This is a genomic window from Devosia sp. (assembly GCF_965229025.1).
In the GTDB taxonomy this organism is placed as follows: Bacteria; Pseudomonadota; Alphaproteobacteria; order Rhizobiales; family Devosiaceae; genus Devosia_A.
On record NZ_OZ245853.1, the window covers coordinates 2,395,633 to 2,420,528 of the forward strand.

Sequence of the window (24,896 nt, forward strand, 5' to 3'; positions counted from 1 at the left end):
CCGGTTGGGTATCAGCCGGCAGAAGTTGCGCATTTGGACGTTGAGTTACTCGGCCGCCTTGGCGGTTTCTGCCGTTGCGATCCGCGCCAGCCGCTTGGCCCAGGCGAGGCTGGCGGGCTGTTCGCGGCGATAGCGGCGGCCGATTTCCATCATCAGGACGGTGTCGGGCAGGAAGTTGAGTTCGGCGAAGATCTCGTCCCAGGCGATGTCGCCCCAGCCGAGCGGCATGTGGAGATCGCCGACGCCCATGGCAGTGTTTTCCTGCGGGTGGAACGGCTTGTAGAAGGCCTGTGGACGGCCGAATGAATCATGCACATGCAGGTGCCCGGCGACCGGCGCCATGGCGCGCAGTTCGGCGCGGAAATCGAGGCCGCGATAAGTGGATTCGATGTAGGCGTGGCTGAAGTCGATCAGCGCCACGACGTTCGGGTGGTTCACGGCGCGGACCGTTGCCGCCACTTCCGACGGGGTCTGGCGGTACTGGCCGGGCTCGGTCGAAAAGATATTCTCGAGCGCGATGCGGACGCCATAGGGCTTGGCGAACTCGGCCAGTTCGGTGAGCGTATCGCGTTCACGGAGGTCGGCATCGGCGCGGTCCTGCCACTGGTCGGCCCTGAGCGCACCACCGTGCTGGACGAGGACGCGCGCGTCGATCCGGTCGCAGAGCTCAACGAGCGCCTTGGCGGCATCGAGCTGGTAGCGGACCGTCGCGGGGTCCATGAAGTTGGACGAGACTAGGCCGTGCACGGTGTAGCGGAAGTCGAACTGCTGGGTCAGCGCGACGAGGGCTGCAGCGCGCTCTTCGATGATGCGGCCGCCCGCCACGATATCAAGGCTGGTGATGCCGATCTCGACGGTGTCGACGCCCATGTCGGCCAGTGCGCGCATGTCGGCGGCGAGGCTTTCGATCTCGCCATCCTCCGAGCCGACATTGAAACCAGTACCGATGATGTTGCTCATGATGATCTCCCTTGCTGGATCACTGCCTGCTGGAACTAGTGCGTGATGCGGCGGCCGTTCTCGGCCGAAAAGACGTGGAGCGCGTCATTGTCGACGCTGAAATGCACGGGCATGCCGGTGCTGATCTCGCTGCTCTCGGTGTCGACGGCGACGATGCGGCTGCCGTTGGCTTCGGCATGGATCAGGCGCGAGGCGCCCAGTTCTTCGATATAGTCTACAACGGCAGGGATCGAGCCCTGCGCGTCAGGCCCGGTGCGACGCACAGATTCCGGGCGTACGCCGAGCACCACCTTGCGGCCCGGGGCGCGAACGCCGTTGAGTTGCGGCACGCTCATCCGGCCGCCTTGGCCATAGACAAAGACGCCCTCAGCGTCGAACTCGCCCTCAAACAGGTTCATGGCCGGCGAGCCGATAAAGTCGGCGACAAAGCGGCTGGCCGGCTTGTTGTAGACCTCGGTCGGCTTGCCGATCTGCTCGACATTGCCGGCATTCATGATGATCAACCGGTCGGCCAGCGTCATTGCCTCGATCTGGTCGTGCGTGACGAAGACCGAGGTGACGCCGAGGTCGCGGTGCAGACGCCGGACTTCTGCCCGCATGGCGACACGCAGCTTGGCATCGAGGTTGGAGAACGGTTCGTCGAACAGAAACACTTTCGGCTCGCGCACCATGGCACGGGCCATGGCGACGCGCTGGCGCTGACCGCCCGAGAGCTCGCCCGGCCGGCGATCGAGATAGGGCTCCAGCCCGACCGAGTGCGCGACCTTCATGACGCGCGCCTCCCGCTCGGGCCTGGCGACTTTTGCCACCTTCAGAGCGTAGCCGATGTTCTGCTTGACCGTCATATGCGGGTAGAGCGCGTAGTTCTGGAACACCATGGCGCAACCGCGCTCACGCGGCTCGAGCTTGTTGACCACCTTGCCGCCGATCGCAATCTCGCCGTCCGAGATTTCCTCGAGACCGGCAATCATGCGCAGCAGCGTGGACTTGCCGCAGCCCGACGGGCCGAGGATAACGACGAACTCCCCGGCTTCGATCTCGGCGTCCACCCCGTGGACAACGAAAGTCTTGGCGTTATAGCGCTTCTTGACGCCTCTGAGCGAAATGGCTGCCATTGGTCGTCTCCGGTTACTTGTCGCTGGTAATGAGGCCACGCACGAACCAGCGCTGCATGAACGCAACGACCAGCAGCGGCGGCAGCATGATGATGAGGGCACCGGCCATGGTGACGTTCCAGTCCTGCGTGCCGTTAAGCGCCGGCACCAGTGACTTCAGCTGCATCACGACAGTGCCGAAATGCTCGCGGTCAGTGGTGATCAGCAGCGGCCAAAGATACTGGTTCCAGGTCGACACGAAGAGGATGGTGGCGAGCGCCAGCATGTTGGTGCGGCTCAATGGCAGCAGCACATCCCAGAGGAACAGGAGCGGGCCCGAACCGTCCATCTTGCTGGCTTCCACCAGCTCATCCGGAATGGTCATGAAAAACTGCCGGTAGAGGAAGGTGCCGGTCGCCGTGGCGACCAGCGGCAGCACGAGGCCGGGATAGGAGTTGAGCAGGTTCCACTCCAGCGCGATGCGCACCCCCATGAGGTTCTCGACGAGCCCGGAGATGCCAAGCGTGTCAAGGATCACCTGGAACGGCAGCAGCGCGTTGGCGGCAATCGCGTAGGTCGGCACGATGCGCACTTCGAGGGGCAGCATCAGGGTCGCGAAGATCATCCAGAACGCGATCATGCGGCCGCGGAAATCGAAGAAGACAATGGCAAAGGCCGAGATCGAGGCGAGAGAGATTTTGCACACGGTGACGGTGATCGCCATGATGAAGCTGTTGAGCATCTTCGGCCCGAGGTCCGCACGTGCCCAGGCCTCGGCAAGATTTTCGAACAGATGCCCCGACGGCCACAGGACGATCGGCACGCGGCTGACTTCGGCAAGGTTCTGGGAGCCGGCCACAAAGGTGATCCAGAACGGGGCGATGACGAGGACCAGGCCAAGCGCCATCACCACGTAGGTAATGAAGTTGAAGATGGGCGAACGCTCGATCATGGCCGGACCTCAGTTGTAGTGGACGCGCTTTTCGACGAAGCGGAACTGCACAAAGGTGAGCCCGATGACGAGAAGCATGAGGACGATCGACTGCGCAGCAGCACCCGAGTAGTCGAGGCCCTTAAAACCGTCGAAATAGATCTTGTAGACCATCACCTCGGTTGAGCCGTACGGCCCGCCTTCGGTCATGGTGTCGATCAGCCCGAAGCTGTCGGTGAAGCTCGAGATCAGGTTGATGATCAAGAGGAAGAATACCGTGGGCGCGATCAGCGGCAACTGCAGGTCGAACATGCGCTGCCAAGGCCGTGCGCCATCCATGGCGCCCGCTTCGTTGATCGAGCGCGGGATCATCTGCAGGCCCGCTAGAAAGAAGATGAAATTGTAGCCGATACCGAGCCAGGCATGGCAAACGATGATCATCGCCAGAGCCTGCCAACCGTTGATCGCGGGGTTCCAGACGCCTGGCCAGATGTCGTTGAGCGCGCCGACGAGACCGGCCTCGGGAGCGAAGATGAAGCGGAACGCGACGCCGGCGGCGGGCGCGGCGATGGCGTAGGTCCACACATAGACCGGCTTGAACAGCGACGTGCCCTTGAGCTGGCGGTCGACGAAGACTGCGAGGGTGAGCGCCATGAACATGGAGAGCAGGGTGGTGCAGCAGGCGTAGAAGGCGCTGCGCAGCACGGTGGCCCAGTATTCGGTGTCCTGGAAAATCTGGGCGAAATTGTCCCAGCCAACCCAGCTGTTGCCGCCGCCCCAGGGCTGCTCCAGCGTGAAGGCCCAGTAGAGCGCCTGCGAGGTGGGCCAGTAGAAAAACACCAGGACCAGCAGGAGTTGCGGGCCGATCAACAGCCAGGGCAGTCCCTTCTTGCGGTAATAGGCGCGCCGTTCCATGCGTTCACTCGTGGTCGTCGGAGAATGGTGGACGAGGTGCGGGCGGCCATTGGCCGCCCGCGTTGCTCAGGTACCGATCAGGGGAGAACGGCGTCCTTGTAGGTCGCCTGGAAGCGACGCAGGATCTCGTTGCCCTTGGCGTCGAAGTCGGCCAGCGCCTGCTCGACCGGAACGTTGTTGAACAGCACGTTCTGGATGGTCTTGACCATTTCGGCGCGGATCTGCGGGTAGTGGCCGAGGCGGATACCGCGGCTGTTCTCGGTCGGGGTCGAGGCGGTCAGCGAGGCAATGGCCTTCTCGCGGCCCTTATAGGGGGCAGCGTCGTAGAAGCCGGCGGCCTTCATGGCCTCAAAGCCCGAGTTGGTGACCGGGATGTAACCGGTCACTGTCGACCACCACTGGGTCTGCTTGGGGGTGGCGAGGAAGTTGAAGAACGCCGCGGCGCCCTTGTATTCTTCTGCCGACTTGCCCTTGAGCGTCCAGAGCGAGGCGCCGCCCACGAGGCTGTTGGTGCGGGTGTAGCCATCGAGCATCGGCAGCATGGCGACGTCCCAATGCAGATCCGGGATTGCCTTGGCGGTCACCGAGCCGTGGCCGGCGATCGAGCCCGAGAACATCTGGCAGGTGCCAGCCGCGAAAGCGTCCTGGTCGACCTGGCCGGTGTCCTTGTTCTTGATGACGAAGAGCTTCTCGTCATACATTTTCTTGATCCAGGTCAGTTGCTGGACGAAGAGGCCCTTGGAGGCAGCCATCTCGGCGTCGAGACCACCGTAGCCATTGCCCTTGGTGGCGATCGGCTGGTTGTGGATGGCCGAGAACTGCTCGAACCACTGCCAGGCGCCGGCCGGATCAAAGCCCATCGGGCATTCGTAGCCAGCGGCGAGTTCCTTGCGGGCGACGTCTTCAACCTGCGACCAGGTCTGCGGCAGGCCGTCGAAGCCGATCTTCTTGAGCGCGTCGGTGTTGAAATAGATCATCGCGGTCGACGAGTTGAACGGCATCGAGAGCAGTTCGCCCTTCGAGGTCGAGTAGTACGAGCCGACGCCCGAAAAATAGTTCGACCAGTCGATGGTGTAGCCGTTGTCCTTCATCAACTGCTCGACCGGGATGTAGGCGTCCGAGAGCATCAGATCGAGCGTGCCGGCGTCGAAGATCTGGGTGATCGTCGGCTGCTTGTTGGCGCGGAACGCGGCGATCGTGTTCTGCAGGTTGGTGTCGTAGTCGGTCTGGCTGGTGCAGACGATTTCGTAGTCGGCCTGCGACGCGTTGAAATCCTTGCACATGTCCTGGATGCGGTCGGACAGATCGCCCGACAGGCCGTACCAGAAGTCGAACTTGGTGGCGGCCAGCGCGGGGGCGGAAGCGAAAATGATAGTGGCAGCGGCAATGGCCGAGCCGACGAGGGGATGGCGTTTCATGGGACGGGCTCTCCGGGAACGTAGATCGCGTAAACCGCGAAGCCGGACTCCTAGCGGGGGTTATTGACGCTTCCGTCTCAGCCCCGTGAACGCGCAATGACGATGGTACGACGGTGCGATGTCAGCGAACTGCTGTATGCTCGGGCGAACACTCACCTCAGACCGGAGCCGGCCTTGCAGTTTCTCACCACGCCCGACGGATTTCGCCTTGCCTACTATGAGTTAGCCGAAGGCGAGGGTCGGCCGATCGTGCTGCAGCACGGCTTTTCTGCCTCGACGGCCAGCGAGTGGGTCGAGTGCGGTATCGCCGCGCGGCTCGGCGAACTGGGGCGACCGGTGGTCGGCATCGATGCGCTGGGGCATGGGAAATCAGACGCGCCGCATGAGTCGCGCCACTATGGCGAGCGCCGCATGGCGCGCGATATCGGCGTGCTGCTCGACGAAATCGGCGCAGAGGAGGCCGATCTCGTCGGCTATTCGATGGGCGCCATTGTCACCCTGATCGCGGCCACTCATGAACGGCGGCTGCGGCGCGTGGTGGCCGGCGGGGTGGGCGAAGCGGTGGTGTTGCTGGGTGGCGTCGACACGCGGGCGCTGGACAACGGCGTGCTGGAACAGGCGTTGCGGGCAGATGATCCCGGCGACGTGCCCGAGATGGTGCGCGGCTTCCGCCAATGGATCGACCAGAACGGCAGCGACAGGCTGGCGCTGGCGGCGCACGCCTCGGCAATCAACACCGCGCCGATTGCGCTCGATACAATCACCGCGCCGACGCTGATCATTGCCGGGCGCAGCGATCCGCTGGCGATCAACCCGGACGTGCTCGTTGCAGCGATTCCCGGTGCGTGGCTGGCACTTGTCGATGGCGATCACACCAGCGCACGACTCAATCCGCAGTTTGTGAGCGAGATCGCGGCGTTTCTTGCTTAGGCGAGCGTCAGGATCGCCTCGAAGCCGTCCGCCCGCCCCGTCGCAGGCGAATGCAGCACCAGCGTGCCGCCAGTCTGCTCCATGATGGTGCGGACGATGGAGAGGCCGAGGCCCGTGCCCTTGGCGGAGGTGGCGCCGCGGGCGAAGGGTTCGGCGATGGTTTCGAGCAGGCCCGCGGGCACGATCGGACCGCCATTGACCACGCGCACGACATTGCCCGGCTCGGCAGTGATCGCCACCGGGCCGTCGGAGGCGCCGTGCACCAGCGCGTTCTCCACGAGGTTGCGGATGGCGATGGCAAAGGCATCGATATCGATGCTGCCGCGCAGGGTTCCCGCGCTTTTGTCCTCATAGGCGACACGGTTCTGATAGTGCGCCGAGGACTGGAAATCCCGCGCGACCAGTTGCAGGATCGGCGCCAGGTCCATTGCGCGGTCCGAGCGGGCGAAGCCAGCCTCGAGACGTGAGAGCTGCAACAGCTTTTCAGACAGCTGCGCCAGGTGCCGCAGCGCTGCCTCGACCTCGCGCAGACGGTGTGCCTCGGGCAACGAGCCCAGTTCGATCGCCAGTTGCTGCACCTGTGCGAGGGCTCCCGCAATCGGTGTGCGCAGTTCGTGGGCGCTGCTCGCGGCAAATGCGCGTTCGGCAGCGAGGGCGGAGCGCAGGCGCTCAAGGAGATCTGCCACGGCCTCGGCGATCGGGGCAAGCTCCACCGGCTGGCCCTCGAGGTTGAGGGGAGTGAGGTTGCGGCGGTCGCGGGCCGCAATGTCGCGGCTCATCGCCGCCACCGGCCGCATCGCCAGCCCAATAGCGTACCAGATGCCGATGACGATCAACGGGATCAGCGCCAGAAGCGGCCAGAGCAGCCCGCCAAGGCTCTGCGTCAGCGCCGCGGCCCGGTGCTCGGTGTGCTCGAGCACGACGATCCGGTAACCCGACCGGCTATCGGTCAGCGCAAAGACCCGCCGGCCATCACTGGCGCTGAAGCCATCCGGAACGGTGCGCGCCACGATACTATCCGGCACGTCCTCGGCGCGGATCACCACCGCACCGGTGCCGCGGACGACGTAATAGGCGAAATACTCGTCATCCTCATTGGAATTGAGACCACCAATGCGCAGTTCGTCATCCTCGCCCGGCTCGCGGATGCGGTGCATGGCGAGGGGCAGGATGCGGTAGGCGGCCTGTTCGAGCAGCTGGTCGTAGGCGGAATCGAGTTCGCGCTGCATGACGAGGCCGGCAATGGCCGTGGCACCGAGCCAGAGCAGTGCCGTCATGATGGTCAGCCCGATGGCCAGCCGCCAGGCAATCGAGGGTCGCCTCATTTTTCCGATGCCACCTGGTAGCCAAGGCCGCGCGCCGTGGAAACAAACTCGCGGCCGAGCTTCTTGCGCAGCCGGCTGACATAGACTTCCACGGCGTTGCTCTCGATTTCGGCGCCGAACTGGTAGAGCGAATCCTCGATTTCGTTCTTGGTGACGATGGCGCCGCGATGGCGCACCAGCCGTTCCAGCACGGCCCACTCGCGCGCGGTCAGCGATACGCTGTCGCCGTCGACGGTCACCGTGCGGCGGCCGAGGTCGATGCTGACACCGCCGATGGCGATGCCTGGCGCGGGGCTGGCCGCATAGCGGCGGGCGACGGCAGAAATGCGGGCAGAGAGTTCGCTGAGGTCGAACGGCTTGACGAGGTAGTCATCTGCGCCGGAATTCAGCCCTTCGATGCGGATGGCGATCTGATCCTGCGCGGTGGTGATGATCACCGGCACGGTATCGCCCTTGCCGCGGAGCTCGCGGAGTAGGTCGAGGCCGCGGCCGTCGGGCAGGTTGAGGTCCAGCAGCACCAGTTCGTATTGCACGGTTTGCAGCGCCAGCCGCGCGTCGTCGATGCGTAGCATCCAGTCGACGCTATGGCCGACGGACGCGACGTGATCGCGCATCGCCGCCCCCAGCACATGGTCGTCTTCGATCAGCAATACCCGCAAGGTGAATGGTCCCCGATGGCGCGTTTGTCGCGCTCCAACCTGACAGCTGGCTGAAGTCCAGCCGAAATCGCCGTCAGCGTGGCGTCAGCTTCATTTGGTTTGTTCATGACCATAGTAGACCCATGAAGGCCAATTGGAATGAACAAGTTCACCACTGCTTTGCTGCTTGGAACTGCCCTCGTTGCCCCGAGCGCTGCGATTGCCAAAGACATTACTGTCGACGTCAAAATGGCGCGGTTCGGCGGTTACCCCGCCTATGCCGCCGTCTATATCACCAATCCGGACGGCAGCTATAATTCAACACTGTGGGTTGCCGGCAGCAAACAACGCTACCTCGGCGCGCTGCGCCAGTGGGCCAAGGGCGTGTCGGTTGCAGGGGTCACTCTCGACGGCATTTCCGGCGCCAGCGTTGGCGGCGGCAAGACGCTGACGGTCAGCTCCAGCATCGCCGATTCGATGATCGACGCGGGCTATGAAGTCCATGTCGACACCGCCGTCGAAGAAGGCGGGCAGTATTCGAGCGATGCGGCGGCTCCGCTTACCACGGCAGCCATGGGCCAGCCGGTGGATGGGACCGGCTATGTCGGCACCCTGACGGTCAAGTTCTAGGCCAGTATCATGTTACGCAAGATCCACTCGTTGCCAGGTCTGATTGCTGCGGTGCTGGTTGCCTTCATGGCGCTCACCGGTGCGCTGCTGTCGCTGCAGCCGGCGCTCGAGCATTTTGGTACGCCGGCGCCCAAGAGCAGTGTCAGCGTTGCGGAACTGGCCGCCAATGTGGCGGCATCCCATGAGGGGGTGCAGCGCATTGTCGAGACCGCGTCTGGATCTACGATCGTCTACAGCTCGGGCGCCAATGGTGCTGTTGCCAACCTCGTCGATCCGGCCACCGGGCGGGATTTGGGCACGTATCAGTCGTCGGGCTTTTTCAGCTTCCTCACCGAGCTCCACCGCTCGCTGTTTTTGGGCCAGGCTGGCCATGCCGTAGCCGGTGTCGGCGCCCTGGCGCTGGTGGTCCTCGCGATCTCGGGCATCCTGATGCTGGTGTCGCGGCTGGGCGGCTGGGCGAAGCTCTTTGCAACTGCCCGCGGCACGCTGCGGCAGCGGCTGCATGTCGATATAGGCCGTATCGCCGTGCTCGGGCTGATGCTTTCGGCGCTGACCGGCGTCTACATGTCGCTGGTCAGCTTCGGGCTCATTTCCGACGGTACGGCCGGGCTCGGCCTCAGCTTCCCGCCTGCTGGCAGCGGCACGGCGTCCGTCGCCATCTCGGAACTTTCGGCGCTGAAGTCGATCTCGCTGACGGACCTCCGCGAACTGGTCTTCCCCTCGCCGACCGATGCGGCTGACGTGTTCACAGTCACCACCGGATCGGGCTCGGGCTATGTCGACCAATCGACCGGCGACATGCTGCAGTTCACGGCCAACAACATCGGCCAGACCATCTACCAGGCCTTCTACACGCTCCATACCGGCCAGGGCATCTGGTGGCTTGGGCTGGTGCTCGGCGTCACTGCCCTCACCCTGCCCCTGATGGCGGTCAGCGGCGCGCTGGTCTGGTGGGCCCGCACCCGCAACCGGCCGCGCCTTGCCGGCAATGCTGCGCCTGGGCAGGCCGATACCGTCATTCTCGTCGGCAGCGAGGGCAACGCGACGTGGGGCTTTGCGTCCGAGCTGCACGACCAGTTGCGCAAGGCTGGCGCCAATGTGCACACGGCGGAGATGAACAGCTTTGGCCGCGGCTATCCGCGCGCCACGCGGCTGATCATCCTCACCTCGACGTTCGGCAATGGCACGGCACCGGCAAGCGCCAAGCGCTTCCTGGCGCTTGCTACCAAGCTCAAGACCGCACCGGCCTTCGCCTATACCGTGCTTGGGTTCGGCGATCACAGCTTCCAGCACTTTTCGGCCTATGCCGAACTGGTCGACAGCTCGCTGAGCGAGATGGGCTGGAAGCGCTTCCACAGTCTCAGCCACATCGACCGGCAGTCGTCGCAGGCCTTTGCGCAGTGGGGCGTCAGTCTCGGCCAGCGCATCGGCAAGCCGCTGCATCTGAAGTACGTGCCGCCGCAGCCCAAGACTGTGCCGCTGCAGCTGATCGACCGTGTCGAATACGGCATCGAAATCCAGGCGCCGACGGTGATCCTGCGTTTCGCACTGCCCGCCGAAAAGCGCGGCCTGTTCGGGCTTGGTAAGCCTGCCCTGCCGCGGTTCGAAGCTGGTGATCTCCTCGGCATCGTCCCGTCCGGCTTTGCCATCCCGCGCTACTATTCGCTGGCGTCGGGCAGCAAGGATGGGTTCATCGAAATCTGTGTGCGCAAGCAACAGGGCGGCATCTGCTCAGAGTTCCTGTTCGGTCTCGACGAGGGCGGCACGATCGACGCCTTCATCCGGCACAACAGTGACTTCCGGCCGGCGCCGGGACGGAAGCCCGTGGTGATGGTCGCCAATGGCACGGGCGTCGCGCCGTTCGTGGGCTTTATCTGGAACAACAAGCGCAAGCGCCCGATGCACCTCTACTGGGGTGGCCGCCGGCCCGATTCCGACTTCCTCTACGACAACAGCCTCTCGGCCTGCGTCGCCGACAAGCGCCTCGCCACCCGCGTCAACGCATTCTCGCGTAGCGCCGACCATGTCTATGTGCAGGACCGGATCGCGGCGGACCCCGAAAATATTCGGGCACTGGTGGCATCGGGTGCGCAGTTCCTGATCTGCGGCAGCAAGGACATGGCCAATGCCGTGGCCAACGCCATCGACGAGATCCTGGCGCCGCTCGGCGACAGCATCGATCACCTCAGGGCCCAGGGGCGGTATCTTGAAGACGTCTATTGATATCGCCTACGCCCTGCCTGTCTCGACCGTAAGTGCGACGGCGGGTGGTGCGATCGAGGCTGTTGCTCCGCCGGCCCCCCTCAAGCGCGGCGCCCTCTCGGGGGCCACCATGGGAACCCGCTATTCGGCGGCGTTCTATAGCTCGGCTCCGGTCGACATGCCTCGCCTCAGCACCGCGCTGCAGCAGGCGGTCGATCGGGTCGACAACCAGATGTCGACGTGGAAGCCCGAGTCCGACCTCTGCCGCCTCAACCGCGCGCCGGTCGGCTTGTGGCAGGTGGTGCCACCCGAGCTGATGACTGTGCTCGTGGCGGGGCTCGATATCGGCAAGGCATCGGGCGGCGCTTTCGATATGGGCGTCGGCGATGCTGTCGATGCCTGGGGGTTTGGTGCTGCTGGGCCGTCTGCTGATCAGAACAAGATCGGTGGTGCCCCCTCGACGCGCCGCCCATCGACGGACGGCCTCGAACTTGACGCGCCCAATCTGCGTGTGCGCAAGACTTCGGCCGTTCAGCTCGATCTCTCGGGCATCGCCAAGGGCTTCGGCGTCGACCAGCTCGCCGAGTGCCTCGAGCGCTTCGGCATCACGCGATACTTCGTGTCGATCGACGGCGAAGTCCGTGCCAGCGGGCTGAAGCCGGGTGGCGAGCCGTGGCTGGTGGGGATCGAAAAGCCGGACCGCAAGATGCGGGATGTGGCACGCATTCAGGAGTTGGCCGATCTGGCGCTCGCCACCTCTGGCGACTACCGGCATTTCCGCGAACATGACGGTAAATGGGTGTCGCACACGATCGATCCGCGCACCGGGTCGCCGGTCGACAACGCCGTGACATCAGTCTCGGTCGCCGCACAATCGTGCATGATGGCGGACGCTTGGGCGACAGCATTGCTGGTGCTGGCCGAGGTGCGGGGGCCTGAGCTGGCCGAAGCCCTTCAGCTCAGCGCGCTGTTTATGGTGCGGGATGGGGATGGGCTGCGCGAGATCGCGACGGGGATGTTTCGGGAGTAGAAACCCGGCCTCGCCAGTGCCTTCTCCCCTTGTGGGAGAAGGTGGCGCGCAGCGCCGGATGAGGGGTCCGCGACACCCTGGTGTCGCGCGATCCGAGCGTAGCGAGGAGAGGCTGGTTAGTGCGGAGAGAACCCCTCATCCGCCCGTCGGGCACCTTCTCCCACAAGGGGAGAAGGCAAGTGCTGCCTCCAGCTAAATCGCGACCAGTCCTTCACGGAGAATAATCGACACCGCGTCGGCGCGGTTGCGGGCGCCGAGTTTGTCGAGGATGGCGGTGACGTGGAACTTGGCGGTGTGAACGGAAATATCCAGCGCCCGGGCGATCACCTTGTTGGAGGCGCCATCGACGAGGAGATCGGCGACTTGCCGCTCGCGCTGGCTCAAACGGACGAGCCCACCACCGGAGGTGCGGCCTTCACGCTCGGCACGTTCCTTGTCGAGCGTATAGCCCGCCGCGATGAGCGACGCGGCCGAGAGGATCAGCCCGGGATCGAGGGTTTCGAGCGCATTGCGACCGGCATCACCACCGACGCGGAGGATGCGGCCGGTATGGGCGAACCCGTTTTCGAATTGCGGGCGATCGGAGATCGTGACGACCGCCTGTTCGGGCGAAGCCTCATAGAAATCGTGCCGCCCTTCGACAATGGTGCGCAGCACCTGTTCGAGTGCCACATCCACCAGATCGAAAGCCACACCATGAACCTGGGCAGCAAGAACTGCCCGGGCGCTGTCAGCCCCGTGGGCGCTCGCCGAGAGTGACGTCGAGTTCCAATGCACTGCCACCGCGAAGTACTCCCAGTTTGACGTTACTGCCGACATTTGCGGCATTCAGGCGATCGGCAACTCCGGCCACGGTATCGACCGGATCGCTCCCCCATGTGGTGATGATGTCGCCAACAAGGAAGCCCCCCTTGGTGGCAGGACTATCGGTTTCGAGGCCAACGACAATGGCGCCGCCGCCCTGCCCCAGCGGATGCAGGCTTACGCCCAGCCAACCGCGCGGCACATAGCCTTTTTCACTCAGCGTCGCTATGGCTCGGGCCAGCGTCGAGGCGGGGATGGCAAGGGTCCGCCGCCCCGCTCCGTTGACGGCCATGCCGATGAGCGTGCCGTCGGGCGCTACCACCACGCCGCCCTCACTTTGCGGCGACAGGCGCAGGCCAATGCTGATGCGCGCGTCGATCTCGCCGCCGCGCATGCTGCGCCAGGCGGGGCCGACTTCGGTGATCGACGCGAGGCTGGCGATGAGAGAGTTCTCGCTGCGGCCGGCGAGGAGCGCCAGCGCGCCGGGGAGCGGCAGGGCGGCGGCCGGCCAATCTTCAAAGGCGTCGGTGTCGAGCTTGAGAAGCGCCACGTCCGTCGAGGGATCGCGGCCGACCAGTTGGGCGGTTGCGGTCGAGCCATCGGCCGTGAGCACGGCGATCTCGTCCTCGCCTTCCAGCGCTTCGTGGGCGGTGACGGCGAGGCCAGTGCGCCAGATGAATCCGCTCATCTGCCGCCCATCGGCGCCCTGCACCGCGATCAGGCGCGGGGCGATGCTGGCGGCGAGGCCAGTGGTTGCGGCCGAAAGCGCCGCAAGCTCAGGAAACGACATGACGTTATCCTCAAAATCTGCTGTTGCCCTAAAGCTGCGCCTGGCACCCGCTCCCGGAAAGCTCCCCAGATGGGCAGGGTTTTATGAGTCAGGGCTGCGGCAGCCCGGCTTTGGCGAAAGCGAAGCGGGCGTTTTCAGCGAGCCGGGGGCGATCCGCCTCGGGCACCAGCCCGTCGGCGAGGAGCGTAGCGGCGGCATCAGCGCTTTCGGCAAAATGCCCGGACCAGTAGGCCAGAATCTGGAGCTCATCGAGCATACGATAGGCGTAGACGCTGTCGTCGATGAACAGGCCAGCATCCGGGCGGGCAATTTCGAGGCCACGCCGGGCCAGCAGATAGCCCAGATGATAATGCTTGGCCTGCCGGCAGGCACGCGCAGCCCCGTGGAGGGCTTCAGCGCGGCCGGGGACGAGATCGTAGGCCTGAAGGAAGAGCCCGACCTGCTCCATGAGCGGCTTGCCCAGCGCCCCAGCGAGACTTCCGGCATTGACGAGGCTGACGTAACGCTCCTCGACCCAGTGACCCATCTCTGCACGTCGAAGGTAGGCCTCGTAGGCCGGTTGGCGCAGCCCGGCATCGCGATAGGACTGGCCGAGATAGAAGGTGTAGCGCGCCACCAGCATCGGATCGGTCTCGGATACCAGCGCCGCTTCGAGGGCCCGAGCGTCATCCTTGAACTTGTCAGGGTTTCGGCTGCGCGCTCCGTCATAGGTATAGCGCACCCGCATGCCAGCTAGTCGCCCGCCCCGCACTGCGCCCGGCGGCGCATCCAGATATTCGTGCAGCACCGATTTGTAGCTGAACGGCAGCCTGTTGGAGTAGAGCGCCCAGCGGCCGTAGCTCAGGGAGCCATTGCCCATCTCGATTTCGTAAAGATCCGCGCTGAGGCCAGCCTTGAAGGCGGAAAGATCGAGATCAGTGTCGATTTCGAGCAGTTCATCGGCATCGATGGTGAAGACGTAGTCGATCTCCGGCCGTGCCTGAATTTCATTGAGGGCCAGAGTGCGATTATGCGCGAAATTGGCCCAGGCGTGTTGGACCACGTGGCCGGGGATGTTGTGGCGGAGGAGGAAGGCCTCGATCCGATCAACCGTGTCGTCGCTGGAGCCGGTATCGGCAATGAGCACATAGTCGACCAGCGGCGCGACACGCTCAAGACACCGCTCGATTACCGGCGCCTCGTTCTTCACGATCATCGACAAGCCGATGGTTTTTGGCATTTCAGTTCCCTAACGCGCCGGTCATCCGTTTGTCTGCATCAGCGACGCTGCGCGAGAGCGATATTGCCCAAAGCTTAGCGATACTTGCTTTGGTTAACCGATTTTAACCATTTAACCCATAATCTACTGATTCGAAGCATCTTGGTGGGCGCGACTGCGCCGCCGACAACAGGAGACTACGTATGACTAAAACGCTTGGCATGATCGGCGGGGTGGCAGGCCTTATCGGCATGTGCTCGGTCCTGTCGCTCTCCGCGACACCGGCATTCGCCGGAAGCCAGACGGCATTACCCGCAGGTTGCGCTCCCACCAAGCTTGACCGGCCGATGACCGATGCCGAGATCAAGGCGTGCTTCAAGCAGGTACTGTTGCTGATCGCGCAGCAGCGCGGCAAGTCCATCGTCTTTTATGATACGGGCAGCAGCAATGGCGGCGGCGGTGCAGGTCCCAAGGGCGACGCTGGGCCGGGAGGCGCCGATGGCGCGACAGGCGATACCGGTCCTACGGGAGCGACCGGCCCCACAGGAGCGACCGGCGACACCGGACCCACGGGCGATACCGGCCCGACCGGGGCGACCGGTGATACCGGACCCACCGGCCCAACGGGCGACACTGGCGCGACGGGGCCGACTGGTCCCACTGGCGCAGCCGGCTAACCCAACACAGCACCCATGCACGCTGTCGCGCCGGACCCGGCGCGCAGTGTCAAAGTGGATAGGAGACGGATGATGAAATCGCTTCATGCGATGCTGCCGGGAATGATCGGGCTGGTGAGTTTGTCCTTGGCATTTGGCCTCGGCACAGCTCCAGTTATGGCGAAATCGATGGTCAAGGTGCCGCGCGAATGCCAGGCGGTCATGCTTGAGCGCCCGATGCGCGACGATGAGATTGCTGCGTGCTTCGACAAGCTGATGGCCATGCTGGAGAGCGGCGATACCGGTCGCCGGCCGACGTGGCGGAACGGGGCGAGCCCCGGTGACCACAAGCCGGCGGCAGGTACCAAGGGCGTAATCGGCGATGCTGGCCCCAATGGTGATGACGGCGCCCCCGGCACGCAAGGGCCAACGGGCGCAACGGGCAACACTGGCCCCGCTGGTCAGCCCGGCGGGACTGGGGACGAAGGTTCGCAGGGTCCGGTGGGTGAGGAGGGGCCGACCGGCTCCACCGGCGACCAGGGCCCAACGGGCCCAACGGGTCCGTCGTCAGCGGTCTGAGGGCGCAGACCGTGAGAACAAGCTGCGGGCGCTCCACTGGGGCGCCCGCTTTCGTCTGGGTGGCCTTTCCGGCCCGGATGTCCACGCGTCGCGTGCAATGCATCAAAAGCTCCCCAGATGGGCAGGGTTTTATGCGCTCGTGCCTCTCCCACATTTCCACCCACGGAAAACCGGGAGCGCAGCATGCTCAACTTTGAACCACACGCAGCCGCCGACCAGAACCTTCTCGATGCCTATTCGATGACGGTGTCGGATGTTGCCGATCATGTCGGCCCGGCCGTCGCCATGGTGGCGATCAAGGGCAAGGGGCATGGCTCGGGCGTGGTCATTTCGCATGATGGGCTGGTGATCACCAATGCGCATGTGGTGGGCAAGGCCAACGAGGTGCGGGTGAACCTGCCCGAGGGCGGGCGGCTCTCGGCGCGCGTGCTCGGGCGCGATCCGGATACCGACCTCGCGATCCTAAAGGCGGATGGCAGCGCGCTCGCCATCGCGGCGCTTGGGGACAGTGGCACGTTACGGCGCGGCCAGATCGCCATCGCCATCGGCAACCCGCTGGGGTTTGAGTCGACCGTCACCGCTGGCGTGATCTCGGCACTCGGGCGGAGCCTCCGCTCCCCCAGCGGCCGGCCGATCGAAGACGTGATCCAGACCGACGCGGCGTTGAATCCCGGCAATTCCGGCGGCGCGCTGGTCGCGAGCTCGGGCGCGGTGATCGGCATCAACACCGCGATGATCACTGGGGCGCAGGGGATCTGCTTTGCGGTGGCCAGCAACACGGTGCAACTGGTGCTGAGCGAAGTGCTGCAACATGGCGCGGTGCGCCGGGCCTGGCTCGGGCTCGCGTCCGATACCGTCGCCATTCCGCGCCGGGTGGCGGATGCGGCGAAGATCACGACGCGGTCGGCGGCAGTGCTGCACTCGATTGTTGCGGGCGGTCCGGCAGACCGCGCCGGGGTGAAGGAAGGGGATGTGCTGCTGACGCTCGATGGGCGGCCAGTCGAGGGCCCGGGCCCATTGCTACGGATGCTCAATGCCGACGCCATCGGACGGACGGTGCGGCTCAACCTTCTCCGCTCCGGGCACCTGCTCTCGCTCGATGCCACACTGGCGCGGCGCCCCGACGCACAGTAGCTTCCTCGTCCGATTCAGACGGGAGGACAGGATGAAAGCCTGCAAGGTCATTCGCGGCGGCGAGGGATTTCACGGCAAGCAGGGGCTGGACTATTTCGCCGGCGTATCGGCGCAATCGGCCGATGCCGAGGGAATCTGCATGCACATGCTGGTCATGCCGCCCGGCGCCGAAGCCAAAGCGCACTATCACGAGGCGCACGAGACCGCGATTTTTATGCTCGAGGGCAAGACCTCGTTCCGGCACGGGCCGAACCTCGAGTTCCTCGACCATGTGGAGGAAGGCGATTTCGTCTATATCCCTGCGGGCGTGCCGCACCAGCCGTTCAACCCCACCGACAAAGTGGCGCGGGCGCTGATTGCGCGGACCGATCCGAACGAGCAGGAAAGCGTTGTGCTCATTTGATGCTCGCTGTGGGGGCAAAGATGCAAAAGCTGCTGGTGCTGCAATCGCTGTGGGCGATGATCGGGCTCAAGGATGCGCCGCCGGAGCGGTCGCTCGGTGCCAATATCGAGATGATCGCGGGCGCTGGGTTCGACGGGCTGGGGACGCTATGGATCGACCACGACGAGGCGCGCCGGGTCGCCATTGAGGCGAAGTCGGCGCGGCTGGTGGTCGAGGGGCTGTGCTTTCCCACCGATATCGACAGCCTGAAGCCGGCGCTTGAATGGGGGGCGGAGCACGGGCTGCATCACCTCAACATCCAGCCCAACTTGCGCCCCCGGAAACTTGCCGAGGCGGTGAGTGTGGCGGAGGGCTGGCTGCGGCTCGCTGAAGAGGTGGATTTCCCGGTTTATGTCGAAACGCATCGCGACCGGATGACCAATGACCTCCACTTCACGCTTGAACTGATCGCCGCGCTGCCCGAGCTCAAGCTGCTCGCCGACCTCTCGCACTATGTGGTGGGCCGGGAGATCGTGCTGCCGGTGTCGGGGGAACTTGAGGAGCAGATCGCCACGATCCTTCACCACAGTTGGGCCTTTCACGGCCGGGTGGCGTCGAGCGAGCAGGCGCAGGTGCCGCTGGGGTTTGCCCAGCACGCGGGCTGGGTCGACCAGTTCAGCACCTGGTGGCGGCGCGGTTTTGCCGATTGGCGCGGGCGCGCGGCAGGGGATTCGGAGCTGAGCTTTCTGTGCGAGCTGGGGCCCCAGCCCTACGCCATATCAGGGGCAGACGGCGCCGATCTCACCGACCGCTGGCAGGAGTCGCTCAAGCTGCGCGACCTCGCCCGCGCTGCCTTCGCGGCACGCTGATCACGCGACGCGGCGGGCCTCGGCGGAGGTGATGTCCTGTTCGGCGAGGAACGCCACGAAGCGCTCGATCGGCATGGGCCGGGCGATGAAATAGCCCTGCACCCGGTCCACATTTCCCAATGCCCGCAGTTGCGCTAGCCGCTCGGCGGTCTCGACACCCTCGACCACAGTTACGCGGCCGGTCTGGTGTATCATGTGCAGGGCATTGGGCAGCATCTGGCCGAGGAGGCTCGCGTCATTGGCCATGGCAAAAGCGCGATCGAGCTTGACGCCATCGATCTTGAGCGCGCCGAGGCTGTGGATGGACGAGAACCCCGTGCCGAAATCATCGAGATACGTCGCGATGCCGCGCTGCCGTAGCTGGTCGACGGCGCGCTGGGCAGCGACGGCGTCAAAGGACTCCGTCTCGACAATCTCGACTGCCAGACGGAAGCGGGGGTCGAGCTGCAGTTCGGTGAACAGGGGCAGCAGCTTGTTGGCATCGATATCGCGCGGCGAGATGTTGATGTTGACCTGCAGGCTGCGGTTCGCGGGCACATGCGATTGCAGCTCGGCGAAGGCCTTTTCGGCAACATAGCGGGTCAGCGGCATCGTGAGGCCGCGGGCTTCCACGATGGGCAGGAACTGGTCGGGAAAGACCACGCGGTCATCCAGATCGCGCCAGCGCACCAGCACCTCACACCCATCGATCTCTCCGGTCCTGAGGTTGAGGATCGGCTGATAGGTGCACATCACGGTGTCGGCAGAGAAGTTGCGCAGAAAGCGCGCTTCGAAGGCAAAGAAGCGGCGCATAAGGCGGTGGACCAGGGCGGAGAGCCATGCGGCGACGACGATGGTTGCAGCGACGATGGCCGCCATCGCCAGCCAGCCTAGGGTGAACAGATCGCCGAGCCGAGCCCCGGCCACGACGCAGGTTACCCCGGTTTCGTCGCATTGGAGGAGCCGGAAGGCATCGGGCAGAACGGCGGGTTGCAGGCCGTCGCTTCGTCCATGTACGGCTGCTTCGAACAGCCCTGGCTCGCCGCTTCGGTGCCACCATTTGCCGTCGATGAGAAAGCCCATCTCGGTGGTCATCCAGCGCGGCGAAGGGCCGCCGCCGCCCGGCGGTACGACAATGGCGAAGGAGCCGATCTGGGCGAGCGTGCCGAACATGCCTTCAAGACCGAAGCGGTCGAGCGGCCGGTCGAGCCACAGGATCGGCAGGCCGGTTTCTGGATTTGCAATGTCGGGCGCGCCCAGTGCAATGGGGGCATCGTAGCGGATGGTGCCCACAGAGCAGAGCACCGACTGGTTTGCGACGAGGAGAAACTCGTTGAGGCCGTCTGGTGCGTAGGCGATGCGGCGGAGCTGGCGGTTGAAATCTGGCGAGCAGGGCTCGGCAATCGCTTCCCTTTGCAGTCGATCGCCGACATCGCGGAGCTTCACAAGGGCCGAACGCATTACATCAAGCTGGCCCACTGCCTCGATGCGGATAGTGTTCTGCACCTGGCCGACCACCACGGCGAAAGCCAGCGACAGCAGCGGCACGAACAACGCGATAAACAGCAGGACGCGAATGGCGTGCTGGTGCGTCTGGGAGATCAGCAACCCTACAAAACGTACCATCACCCGTCCCTTCTGGACTGTCACCGCGCGCTAAACGCCGCGGGACACCTGGCCGAATGGTACGATGAGGGGCAATAAGTCACTAATCGGTATATAAATGCGCACCAATTGCCGGTGGGCGAAGCTTTGCGCGCGGCAACCGATGTATCTGCGCCAAACAAAAAAGCCCGGGATTGCTCCCGGGCCTTCGTCTATTCGGTATTTTACCGTCAGCCTTGGATCGGCGACAGCTGGATTTCGACGCGGCGGTTCTGCGAGCGGCCCGCCTCGGTGGCGTTGGAAGCGATCGGCTCTTCCTCGCCCTTGCCAGTGATGTGGAAGCGGCCCTGGATTACGCCCTGGCTGGCGAGCACGGTGGCAACCGCTACGGCACGCTTCTGGCTCAGGTCGTAGTTGTAGCTGTCCGACCCGGTATTGTCGGTATAGCCGTACACATCGACCAGCGTCTTGTTGAACTTGCGCAGCACCAGGCCCACCGAGACCAGCGTCTCGTTGAACTGCGGCTGGATGGTCGAGGAATCGGTCGAGAAGGTGATGTTGGACGGCATGTTGAGAATGATCTGCTGGCCAACGCGCGTCACCGAAACGCCGGTGCCCTGCAGTTGCGCCCGCAGTTCGGCTTCCTGCTGATCCATGTACTTACCGACCATGGCACCGGTCATGCCGCCGAGGCCGGCGCCGATCAAGGCGCCAACACGCGCGTCGCCGCCCGTCGCGCTGCCGATCAGGGCGCCAACAACCGCGCCGCCGCCAGCGCCGACGAGCGCGCCGCCCGTGGTGTTCGAAACCTGACTCTGCCCGGTATAGGGATTGACTGACGTACAGGCACTCAGCGACAGGGCCGCGAGGCCCGCTATCAAGATCTTCGACTTCATCGGATTCCCCCGGATGTGGTTGGGCCGTTTCTCGTCAGCGAATGCGGCGGCAACGTGATGACTGCTGCCAATAGGGCAAACTTTAGCCGTGCGCCCAGCCGCCGTCGACGACGAAGTCCTGCGCCGAGATCATCTTCGAGTCGTCTGCGGCGAGGAACAGCGCCATCCGTGCGATATCCACAGGGTAGAGGCGGCCGGCGAGCGCCTGCTGCTCATCGATGAGGCGGTTGGCGGTCTCATCGATCCAGTGGGTGAGCTGCCGCTCGGTCATGATCCAGCCCGGGACAATGGTGTTGACGCGGATGCCGTGCTTGCCGACATCGCGGGCGAGCGAGCGGGAGAGCCCGTGCATGGCGGCCTTGGACGCGGTGTAGGCGGCAAGGTTGCCGGTGAGGATCATCCAGCTGATCGAGCCAAAATTGATGATCGAGCCCTGCTTTGCGGCGATCATGCCGGGCAGCACCGCCTGCGCGGCAAAGAACGCGTGCTTGGCGTTGACGGCGATCGACTTGTCCCAGAACTCGGGCGTCACCTCTTCCCACTTGTGGCGGAGGTCATTGGCGGCGTTGTTGACCAGCGCCAGGGCCGGGCCGTGCGCGGCCTCGAACTGCTGGATGGCGGACTGGTAAGCCGGGATATCGGTGATGTCGCAGGCAATGAACTTGGCGGTCTGGCCCTTGGCCGTCAGCTCAGCCTCAAGCTTCCGGCCCGCATCGGCGGCGATATCGACAAATCCGACTTTGCTGCCCTGCGCGGCAAACTCACGCACAATCCCCTCGCCAATGCCCGAGGCGCCGCCAGAGATGATGACAGGACGATTATTGAGGCTCGGATAATTGGCAAAATCGGACATAGGGCTCCCCCGCAATGGTGTTTTGCCGGGTGTCCTAGCGTGAGAGGTGGGACGGGGCAAGGGCGGGGAGGTGGGGAGTGGTACGAACCGCGTGCATCACGCCCGTGGCTGGGCCGGTTGAGCCACCCGACCCGTTGCGCTCACCATCACATCGTGGTGCCGGCTACTGCCGCCGCGCACCACGACTGCACCGCCTTGTCGCCCTTGACGACCGTTGCCGTGGGCACCACGGACCCATCTGAGCACTTTACTTCGGCAGCAGCCGCCGCGCACCACGCCTGCACTGCATTGACGCCCTTGATGACCGTTGCCTTGGGCACCACAGACCCATCTGAGCACTTTAATGCGGCCGGTCGAAGCGCCGTTCCGCCGTGGTCTGCGCAAGCCTGTTGCCAAGTCATGTTCGAATTGATTTTGGTGCCATCGAGGCACTGCGTCGCGACGGAGGGGCAAAACTTCTGGCCTGCCGGCATTAAGACGCCGTTTGGACAGACCGTCTGTGCCAGCGCGGGCCGAACAAGCTCCAGAGGCGGGGCAAGCAAGAGAAAATTCAACGACAGCGCTACAGTCAAAAATTTCTTCACATCACTCTCCACGGAAATCAAAATGCCGGAAATTCGGCTACTGCCTTCAGACTGGGGCGGCCCGAAGCGGGTCTAGTTCCCGATTGCCTGAACAGCCTCGCCCTCAATGGTCCGCGGGCCCGATTTCGGCTTCACGTACACGGCGCATCCGCTGTTGATCGCCGCCGAGTTGGTGGTCTGCAGCTTGGCGCCCGAGAGCAGGACCTGCGCACCGCTCAACGCTGAGTAGACGTTGCCGTTGCCGATCTTTACCTTGCAGCTCTTGGTGGCGCATTTCAGCCCGAGGGCGCTGCCATTGCCGATCGACTTCTCTTGGAACGCCACCAGTGTGGCGGAATCGTTGGAGTTGAAGGTCTTCACCTTGATCGTCTGCCCGGTACAATTGAAGATCTTCAGTGGTCCGCCTTCGGCATTGAAGATCGGCCCGGGCCAGACGACTTGGGTATCGGTGCTCGCATCGGTGCTTGTATCGATGCCGTTCTTCGACAGGTCCACCGGATTTTGGCTACCGAGGGGCTGCAGCAGCTTTATCGCGGCGTCTGCGTTAGTTATTTCCTGGCCCGCCGCGACATTGGCTTGTGCATAGGCCGAGCCCGCGGCGGCCACTGCGAAAATCCCGACGGACAAAGCGATGCCCAGTTTGGCGATGCCCAGTTTGCGTAGAGGCGTCATGTCGTTTTCTTCCTCGGTTGCGCAACAGCCTCAAGTTCAAATTCATCTGGACAGACAAGGGCATCCTGAGACCTACTGCCATTCGTTCTGGAAGAGTTGCAGACGACTGTTTGGCCGCTATTTGTTTCCTATGGGTAAGATTGCCACCCACCGCATGGCTGCTATGCACATGACGCATAGATTGTTGCGCTGACTTCTCTGAAACGCTGGGTTTGTGAGGTGAGATGAAGGCCGACAACGTCGTCGATCTGGTCTTTGGGCGCGATCTTCTGTCAGTGACGCACGCCGATGGCGCGCTGCTGCACTTTACCCGGCAGGAACGCGCCCTGTTGATGCGGCTGATCGACAATGCCGGCCGACTCCTGCCGCGAGACGTGCTGGTCGCGGCCGTCAGCGGCGAAGGCTCCGAACCGGCCAGCGATCGCCATGTCGACTTTCTCATCAACCAGTTGCGTCGCAAGTTACGCGACGACGCGCGCTCGCCGCGCTTCATCCGCACGCAATATGGGGAAGGCTATACCTGGATCGGCGAGGTCCGGCAGCGCGACGAGAAACCGTCATTACTGCGCCTCGGTTCGGTTTATGGCGAGCACCTCCCTGGCGCGACGGCCTCGATCGTAAGCCTGGTCGCCGTGCTGGAGGACCGGCTGAGCTCCGGCCGTTCAGCCAGCCCCGGAGAGGCTTGTGTCAACGCGACGAAGGCGAGCTTCCTGCTCGATGCCAGCTTCCACGGCGATGGGCAGCGGCTGCACGCGGCGCTGGTTCTCCGTCACGGCGAGACATCGGCCATCCTCGACACCTTCAGGCTGGTCAATGGCGACGGCGATAGTGGCGCGGCAATCGCGACCATCGCGGATGCCATTGTCCATGCCATCTGGTCGAGCGCCGCGCTGCCGGAATCCCGCACCCATGTGGTGCCGAGTGAACCGCCACCTTGGGTGCGCCTGTTCGAGGCGGCCCTGATGATGGACGGAGATATGCTAACGTGGAAATCCAACGCCGAGCGACTGGAGACAATTTTAGCGGGCGACCCGGACAATGCGGTGATGGAGGTGATGCGCGGGCTGAACCTCTACACCTGGCTGATCCAGAGCTTTTACGATCCCTCGGGGCAGATCGTCGGCGAAGCCCAGTGGCGCGCTATCGAGGACGACATGGAGGCGATTGCGCTCGCGAACCTGGCACGCTTTGAGCGGCAACCCATCATGCAACTCGCCGTTGCAAAGCTCCTGCTGTTCATCAATCGTGGTTATCTGCAGCTATCGCGCCAGATTGCCGATGACGTGCTGTCCAACAGTTCGGCGCATGCGGCCGCCTTTGCGCTCGCCGGTGAGGCGGCCGGCTTTGCCGGCGACGTCGAACGCGGCACAGAATTGCTGGAACGCAGCCTTGAGCTCTCGGAGGCGGGCTCGCATTTCCAGGTTTACCTGCTGGTCGTCGAGGCCAGCGCGCTCCTCGCAGCAAACGACATGGCAGGTTTCGAACGGATCTGCCGCCTGACGCGCGATATCGCTCCCAACGCCTACGCAACGCTGCAGGCCTTCTGCGCGATGGCCGGATATGAGACGGCACCCCTGTTCGTCTACGTCATCGCCCCCAATGCGGAGAGGGCAAAGGAGGCGATCCGGTTCCTGTGGAACGTCACGGGTCGACGTTTCATGGTTCGCGCCCACCGGCGCAACTTCATGCGCCCGCTGACCGCCGCACTGGTGCAGCGCTTCGGTCTCGCCGTCATTCCAGAGGAGGTGAACTTCGGCACCGGCCTCGGCGCCGAACTGGTCGGTTAGTTTCCTGCTCTACATCAACACCCCACCTTGTCACC

Annotated in this window: 25 protein-coding genes; 10 read left to right on the forward strand and 15 right to left on the reverse strand. The window is 64.2% G+C overall.

Translation table 11 applies throughout. The features are described from left to right. Positions 1-45: 45 nt before the first annotated feature. The 5 genes from ACO06J_RS11780 to ACO06J_RS11800 all read right to left on the reverse strand — a co-directional run bounded on the left by ACO06J_RS11780 (position 46) and on the right by ACO06J_RS11800 (position 5,318). Positions 46-960, reverse strand: coding sequence for a TIM barrel protein (locus tag ACO06J_RS11780; RefSeq protein WP_421760907.1), 915 nt, complete (start codon positions 958-960; stop codon positions 46-48). A gap of 35 nt (positions 961-995) precedes the next feature. Continuing rightward, positions 996-2,075, reverse strand: a complete 1,080-nt coding sequence (locus tag ACO06J_RS11785; protein ID WP_421760908.1) for an ABC transporter ATP-binding protein — start codon at positions 2,073-2,075, stop codon at positions 996-998. 13 nt (positions 2,076-2,088) lie between these two features. Next, complete coding sequence (locus ACO06J_RS11790) at positions 2,089-3,006, reverse strand: ABC transporter permease subunit (protein ID WP_421760909.1); 918 nt, start codon at positions 3,004-3,006, stop codon at positions 2,089-2,091. A gap of 9 nt (positions 3,007-3,015) precedes the next feature. Next, the gene (locus ACO06J_RS11795) at positions 3,016-3,900 is read right to left on the reverse strand and encodes a carbohydrate ABC transporter permease (RefSeq protein ID WP_421760910.1); all 885 of its coding nucleotides are present in this window, start codon (positions 3,898-3,900) and stop codon (positions 3,016-3,018) included. Positions 3,901-3,977: 77 nt separating this feature from the next. Beyond that, positions 3,978-5,318, reverse strand: coding sequence for an extracellular solute-binding protein (locus ACO06J_RS11800; protein WP_421760911.1), 1,341 nt, complete (start codon positions 5,316-5,318; stop codon positions 3,978-3,980). Between the two features lie 174 nt (positions 5,319-5,492). On the opposite strand from ACO06J_RS11800, the gene ACO06J_RS11805 reads away from it, so the two are divergent. After that, on the forward strand, positions 5,493-6,248 hold the full coding sequence (locus tag ACO06J_RS11805) for an alpha/beta fold hydrolase (RefSeq protein ID WP_421760912.1): 756 nt from the start codon (positions 5,493-5,495) through the stop codon (positions 6,246-6,248). Here the strand turns inward: ACO06J_RS11805 and ACO06J_RS11810 are convergent. Both ACO06J_RS11810 and ACO06J_RS11815 read right to left on the reverse strand, forming a co-directional pair. Continuing rightward, positions 6,245-7,573, reverse strand: a complete 1,329-nt coding sequence (locus tag ACO06J_RS11810) for a sensor histidine kinase (RefSeq protein ID WP_421760913.1) — start codon at positions 7,571-7,573, stop codon at positions 6,245-6,247. The two genes, ACO06J_RS11805 and ACO06J_RS11810, sit on opposite strands and share 4 nt — an antisense overlap. Further along, positions 7,570-8,232, reverse strand: coding sequence for a response regulator transcription factor (locus ACO06J_RS11815; RefSeq protein ID WP_421760914.1), 663 nt, complete (start codon positions 8,230-8,232; stop codon positions 7,570-7,572). Before ACO06J_RS11815 ends, ACO06J_RS11810 begins: the two co-directional genes overlap by 4 nt. A gap of 138 nt (positions 8,233-8,370) precedes the next feature. Between ACO06J_RS11815 and ACO06J_RS11820 the strand changes: the two genes are divergently transcribed. From ACO06J_RS11820 to ACO06J_RS11830, 3 genes are all read left to right on the forward strand, one after another. Next, positions 8,371-8,841 carry a DUF2271 domain-containing protein gene (locus ACO06J_RS11820; protein ID WP_421760915.1) on the forward strand — a complete coding sequence of 157 codons (471 nt, stop codon included), beginning with the start codon at positions 8,371-8,373 and terminating at the stop codon, positions 8,839-8,841. A 9-nt stretch (positions 8,842-8,850) separates the two neighbouring features. Continuing rightward, complete coding sequence (locus ACO06J_RS11825) at positions 8,851-11,064, forward strand: PepSY domain-containing protein (RefSeq protein ID WP_421760916.1); 2,214 nt, start codon at positions 8,851-8,853, stop codon at positions 11,062-11,064. Between the two features lie 109 nt (positions 11,065-11,173). Beyond that, a complete protein-coding gene (locus tag ACO06J_RS11830) occupies positions 11,174-12,073 on the forward strand; it encodes an FAD:protein FMN transferase (RefSeq protein WP_421762497.1) in 900 nt (299 codons plus the stop codon). 192 nt (positions 12,074-12,265) lie between these two features. Here the strand turns inward: ACO06J_RS11830 and ACO06J_RS11835 are convergent, their stop codons facing one another. The 3 genes from ACO06J_RS11835 to ACO06J_RS11845 form a co-directional block, all read right to left on the reverse strand. Continuing rightward, the gene (locus ACO06J_RS11835; protein ID WP_421760917.1) at positions 12,266-12,766 is read right to left on the reverse strand and encodes a response regulator transcription factor; all 501 of its coding nucleotides are present in this window, start codon (positions 12,764-12,766) and stop codon (positions 12,266-12,268) included. A gap of 37 nt (positions 12,767-12,803) precedes the next feature. Then, complete coding sequence (locus tag ACO06J_RS11840) at positions 12,804-13,667, reverse strand: S1C family serine protease (protein WP_421760918.1); 864 nt, start codon at positions 13,665-13,667, stop codon at positions 12,804-12,806. A gap of 88 nt (positions 13,668-13,755) precedes the next feature. Beyond that, entirely contained in the window at positions 13,756-14,886 is a 1,131-nt protein-coding gene (locus ACO06J_RS11845) for a glycosyltransferase (protein ID WP_421760919.1), read from the reverse strand. A 182-nt stretch (positions 14,887-15,068) separates the two neighbouring features. Between ACO06J_RS11845 and ACO06J_RS11850 the strand changes: the two genes are divergently transcribed. The 5 genes from ACO06J_RS11850 to ACO06J_RS11870 all read left to right on the forward strand — a co-directional run bounded on the left by ACO06J_RS11850 (position 15,069) and on the right by ACO06J_RS11870 (position 18,485). After that, entirely contained in the window at positions 15,069-15,542 is a 474-nt protein-coding gene (locus tag ACO06J_RS11850; RefSeq protein ID WP_421760920.1) for a hypothetical protein, read from the forward strand. Between the two features lie 72 nt (positions 15,543-15,614). Further along, positions 15,615-16,100, forward strand: a complete 486-nt coding sequence (locus ACO06J_RS11855; RefSeq protein ID WP_421760921.1) for a hypothetical protein — start codon at positions 15,615-15,617, stop codon at positions 16,098-16,100. Positions 16,101-16,283: 183 nt separating this feature from the next. Beyond that, a complete protein-coding gene (locus tag ACO06J_RS11860; protein ID WP_421760922.1) occupies positions 16,284-17,234 on the forward strand; it encodes a S1C family serine protease in 951 nt (316 codons plus the stop codon). A gap of 31 nt (positions 17,235-17,265) precedes the next feature. After that, positions 17,266-17,637, forward strand: coding sequence for a cupin domain-containing protein (locus tag ACO06J_RS11865; protein ID WP_421760923.1), 372 nt, complete (start codon positions 17,266-17,268; stop codon positions 17,635-17,637). Between the two features lie 20 nt (positions 17,638-17,657). Further along, a complete protein-coding gene (locus ACO06J_RS11870) occupies positions 17,658-18,485 on the forward strand; it encodes a sugar phosphate isomerase/epimerase family protein (RefSeq protein WP_421760924.1) in 828 nt (275 codons plus the stop codon). Here ACO06J_RS11870 and ACO06J_RS11875 read toward each other — a convergent pair whose 3' ends face one another. The 5 genes from ACO06J_RS11875 to ACO06J_RS11895 form a co-directional block, all read right to left on the reverse strand. After that, entirely contained in the window at positions 18,486-20,090 is a 1,605-nt protein-coding gene (locus tag ACO06J_RS11875) for an EAL domain-containing protein (RefSeq protein WP_421760925.1), read from the reverse strand. A gap of 209 nt (positions 20,091-20,299) precedes the next feature. Next, the gene (locus ACO06J_RS11880) at positions 20,300-20,965 is read right to left on the reverse strand and encodes an OmpA family protein (protein ID WP_421760926.1); all 666 of its coding nucleotides are present in this window, start codon (positions 20,963-20,965) and stop codon (positions 20,300-20,302) included. Between the two features lie 82 nt (positions 20,966-21,047). After that, entirely contained in the window at positions 21,048-21,818 is a 771-nt protein-coding gene (locus ACO06J_RS11885; RefSeq protein ID WP_421760927.1) for an SDR family NAD(P)-dependent oxidoreductase, read from the reverse strand. Between the two features lie 146 nt (positions 21,819-21,964). Further along, complete coding sequence (locus tag ACO06J_RS11890; protein ID WP_421760928.1) at positions 21,965-22,138, reverse strand: hypothetical protein; 174 nt, start codon at positions 22,136-22,138, stop codon at positions 21,965-21,967. A gap of 336 nt (positions 22,139-22,474) precedes the next feature. Then, positions 22,475-23,074, reverse strand: coding sequence for a hypothetical protein (locus ACO06J_RS11895; protein ID WP_421760929.1), 600 nt, complete (start codon positions 23,072-23,074; stop codon positions 22,475-22,477). Between the two features lie 224 nt (positions 23,075-23,298). On the opposite strand from ACO06J_RS11895, the gene ACO06J_RS11900 reads away from it, so the two are divergent. After that, positions 23,299-24,861 (forward strand): winged helix-turn-helix domain-containing protein, encoded by a 1,563-nt coding sequence (locus ACO06J_RS11900; protein ID WP_421760931.1) that lies wholly within the window; start codon positions 23,299-23,301, stop codon positions 24,859-24,861. Positions 24,862-24,896: the final 35 nt, after the last annotated feature.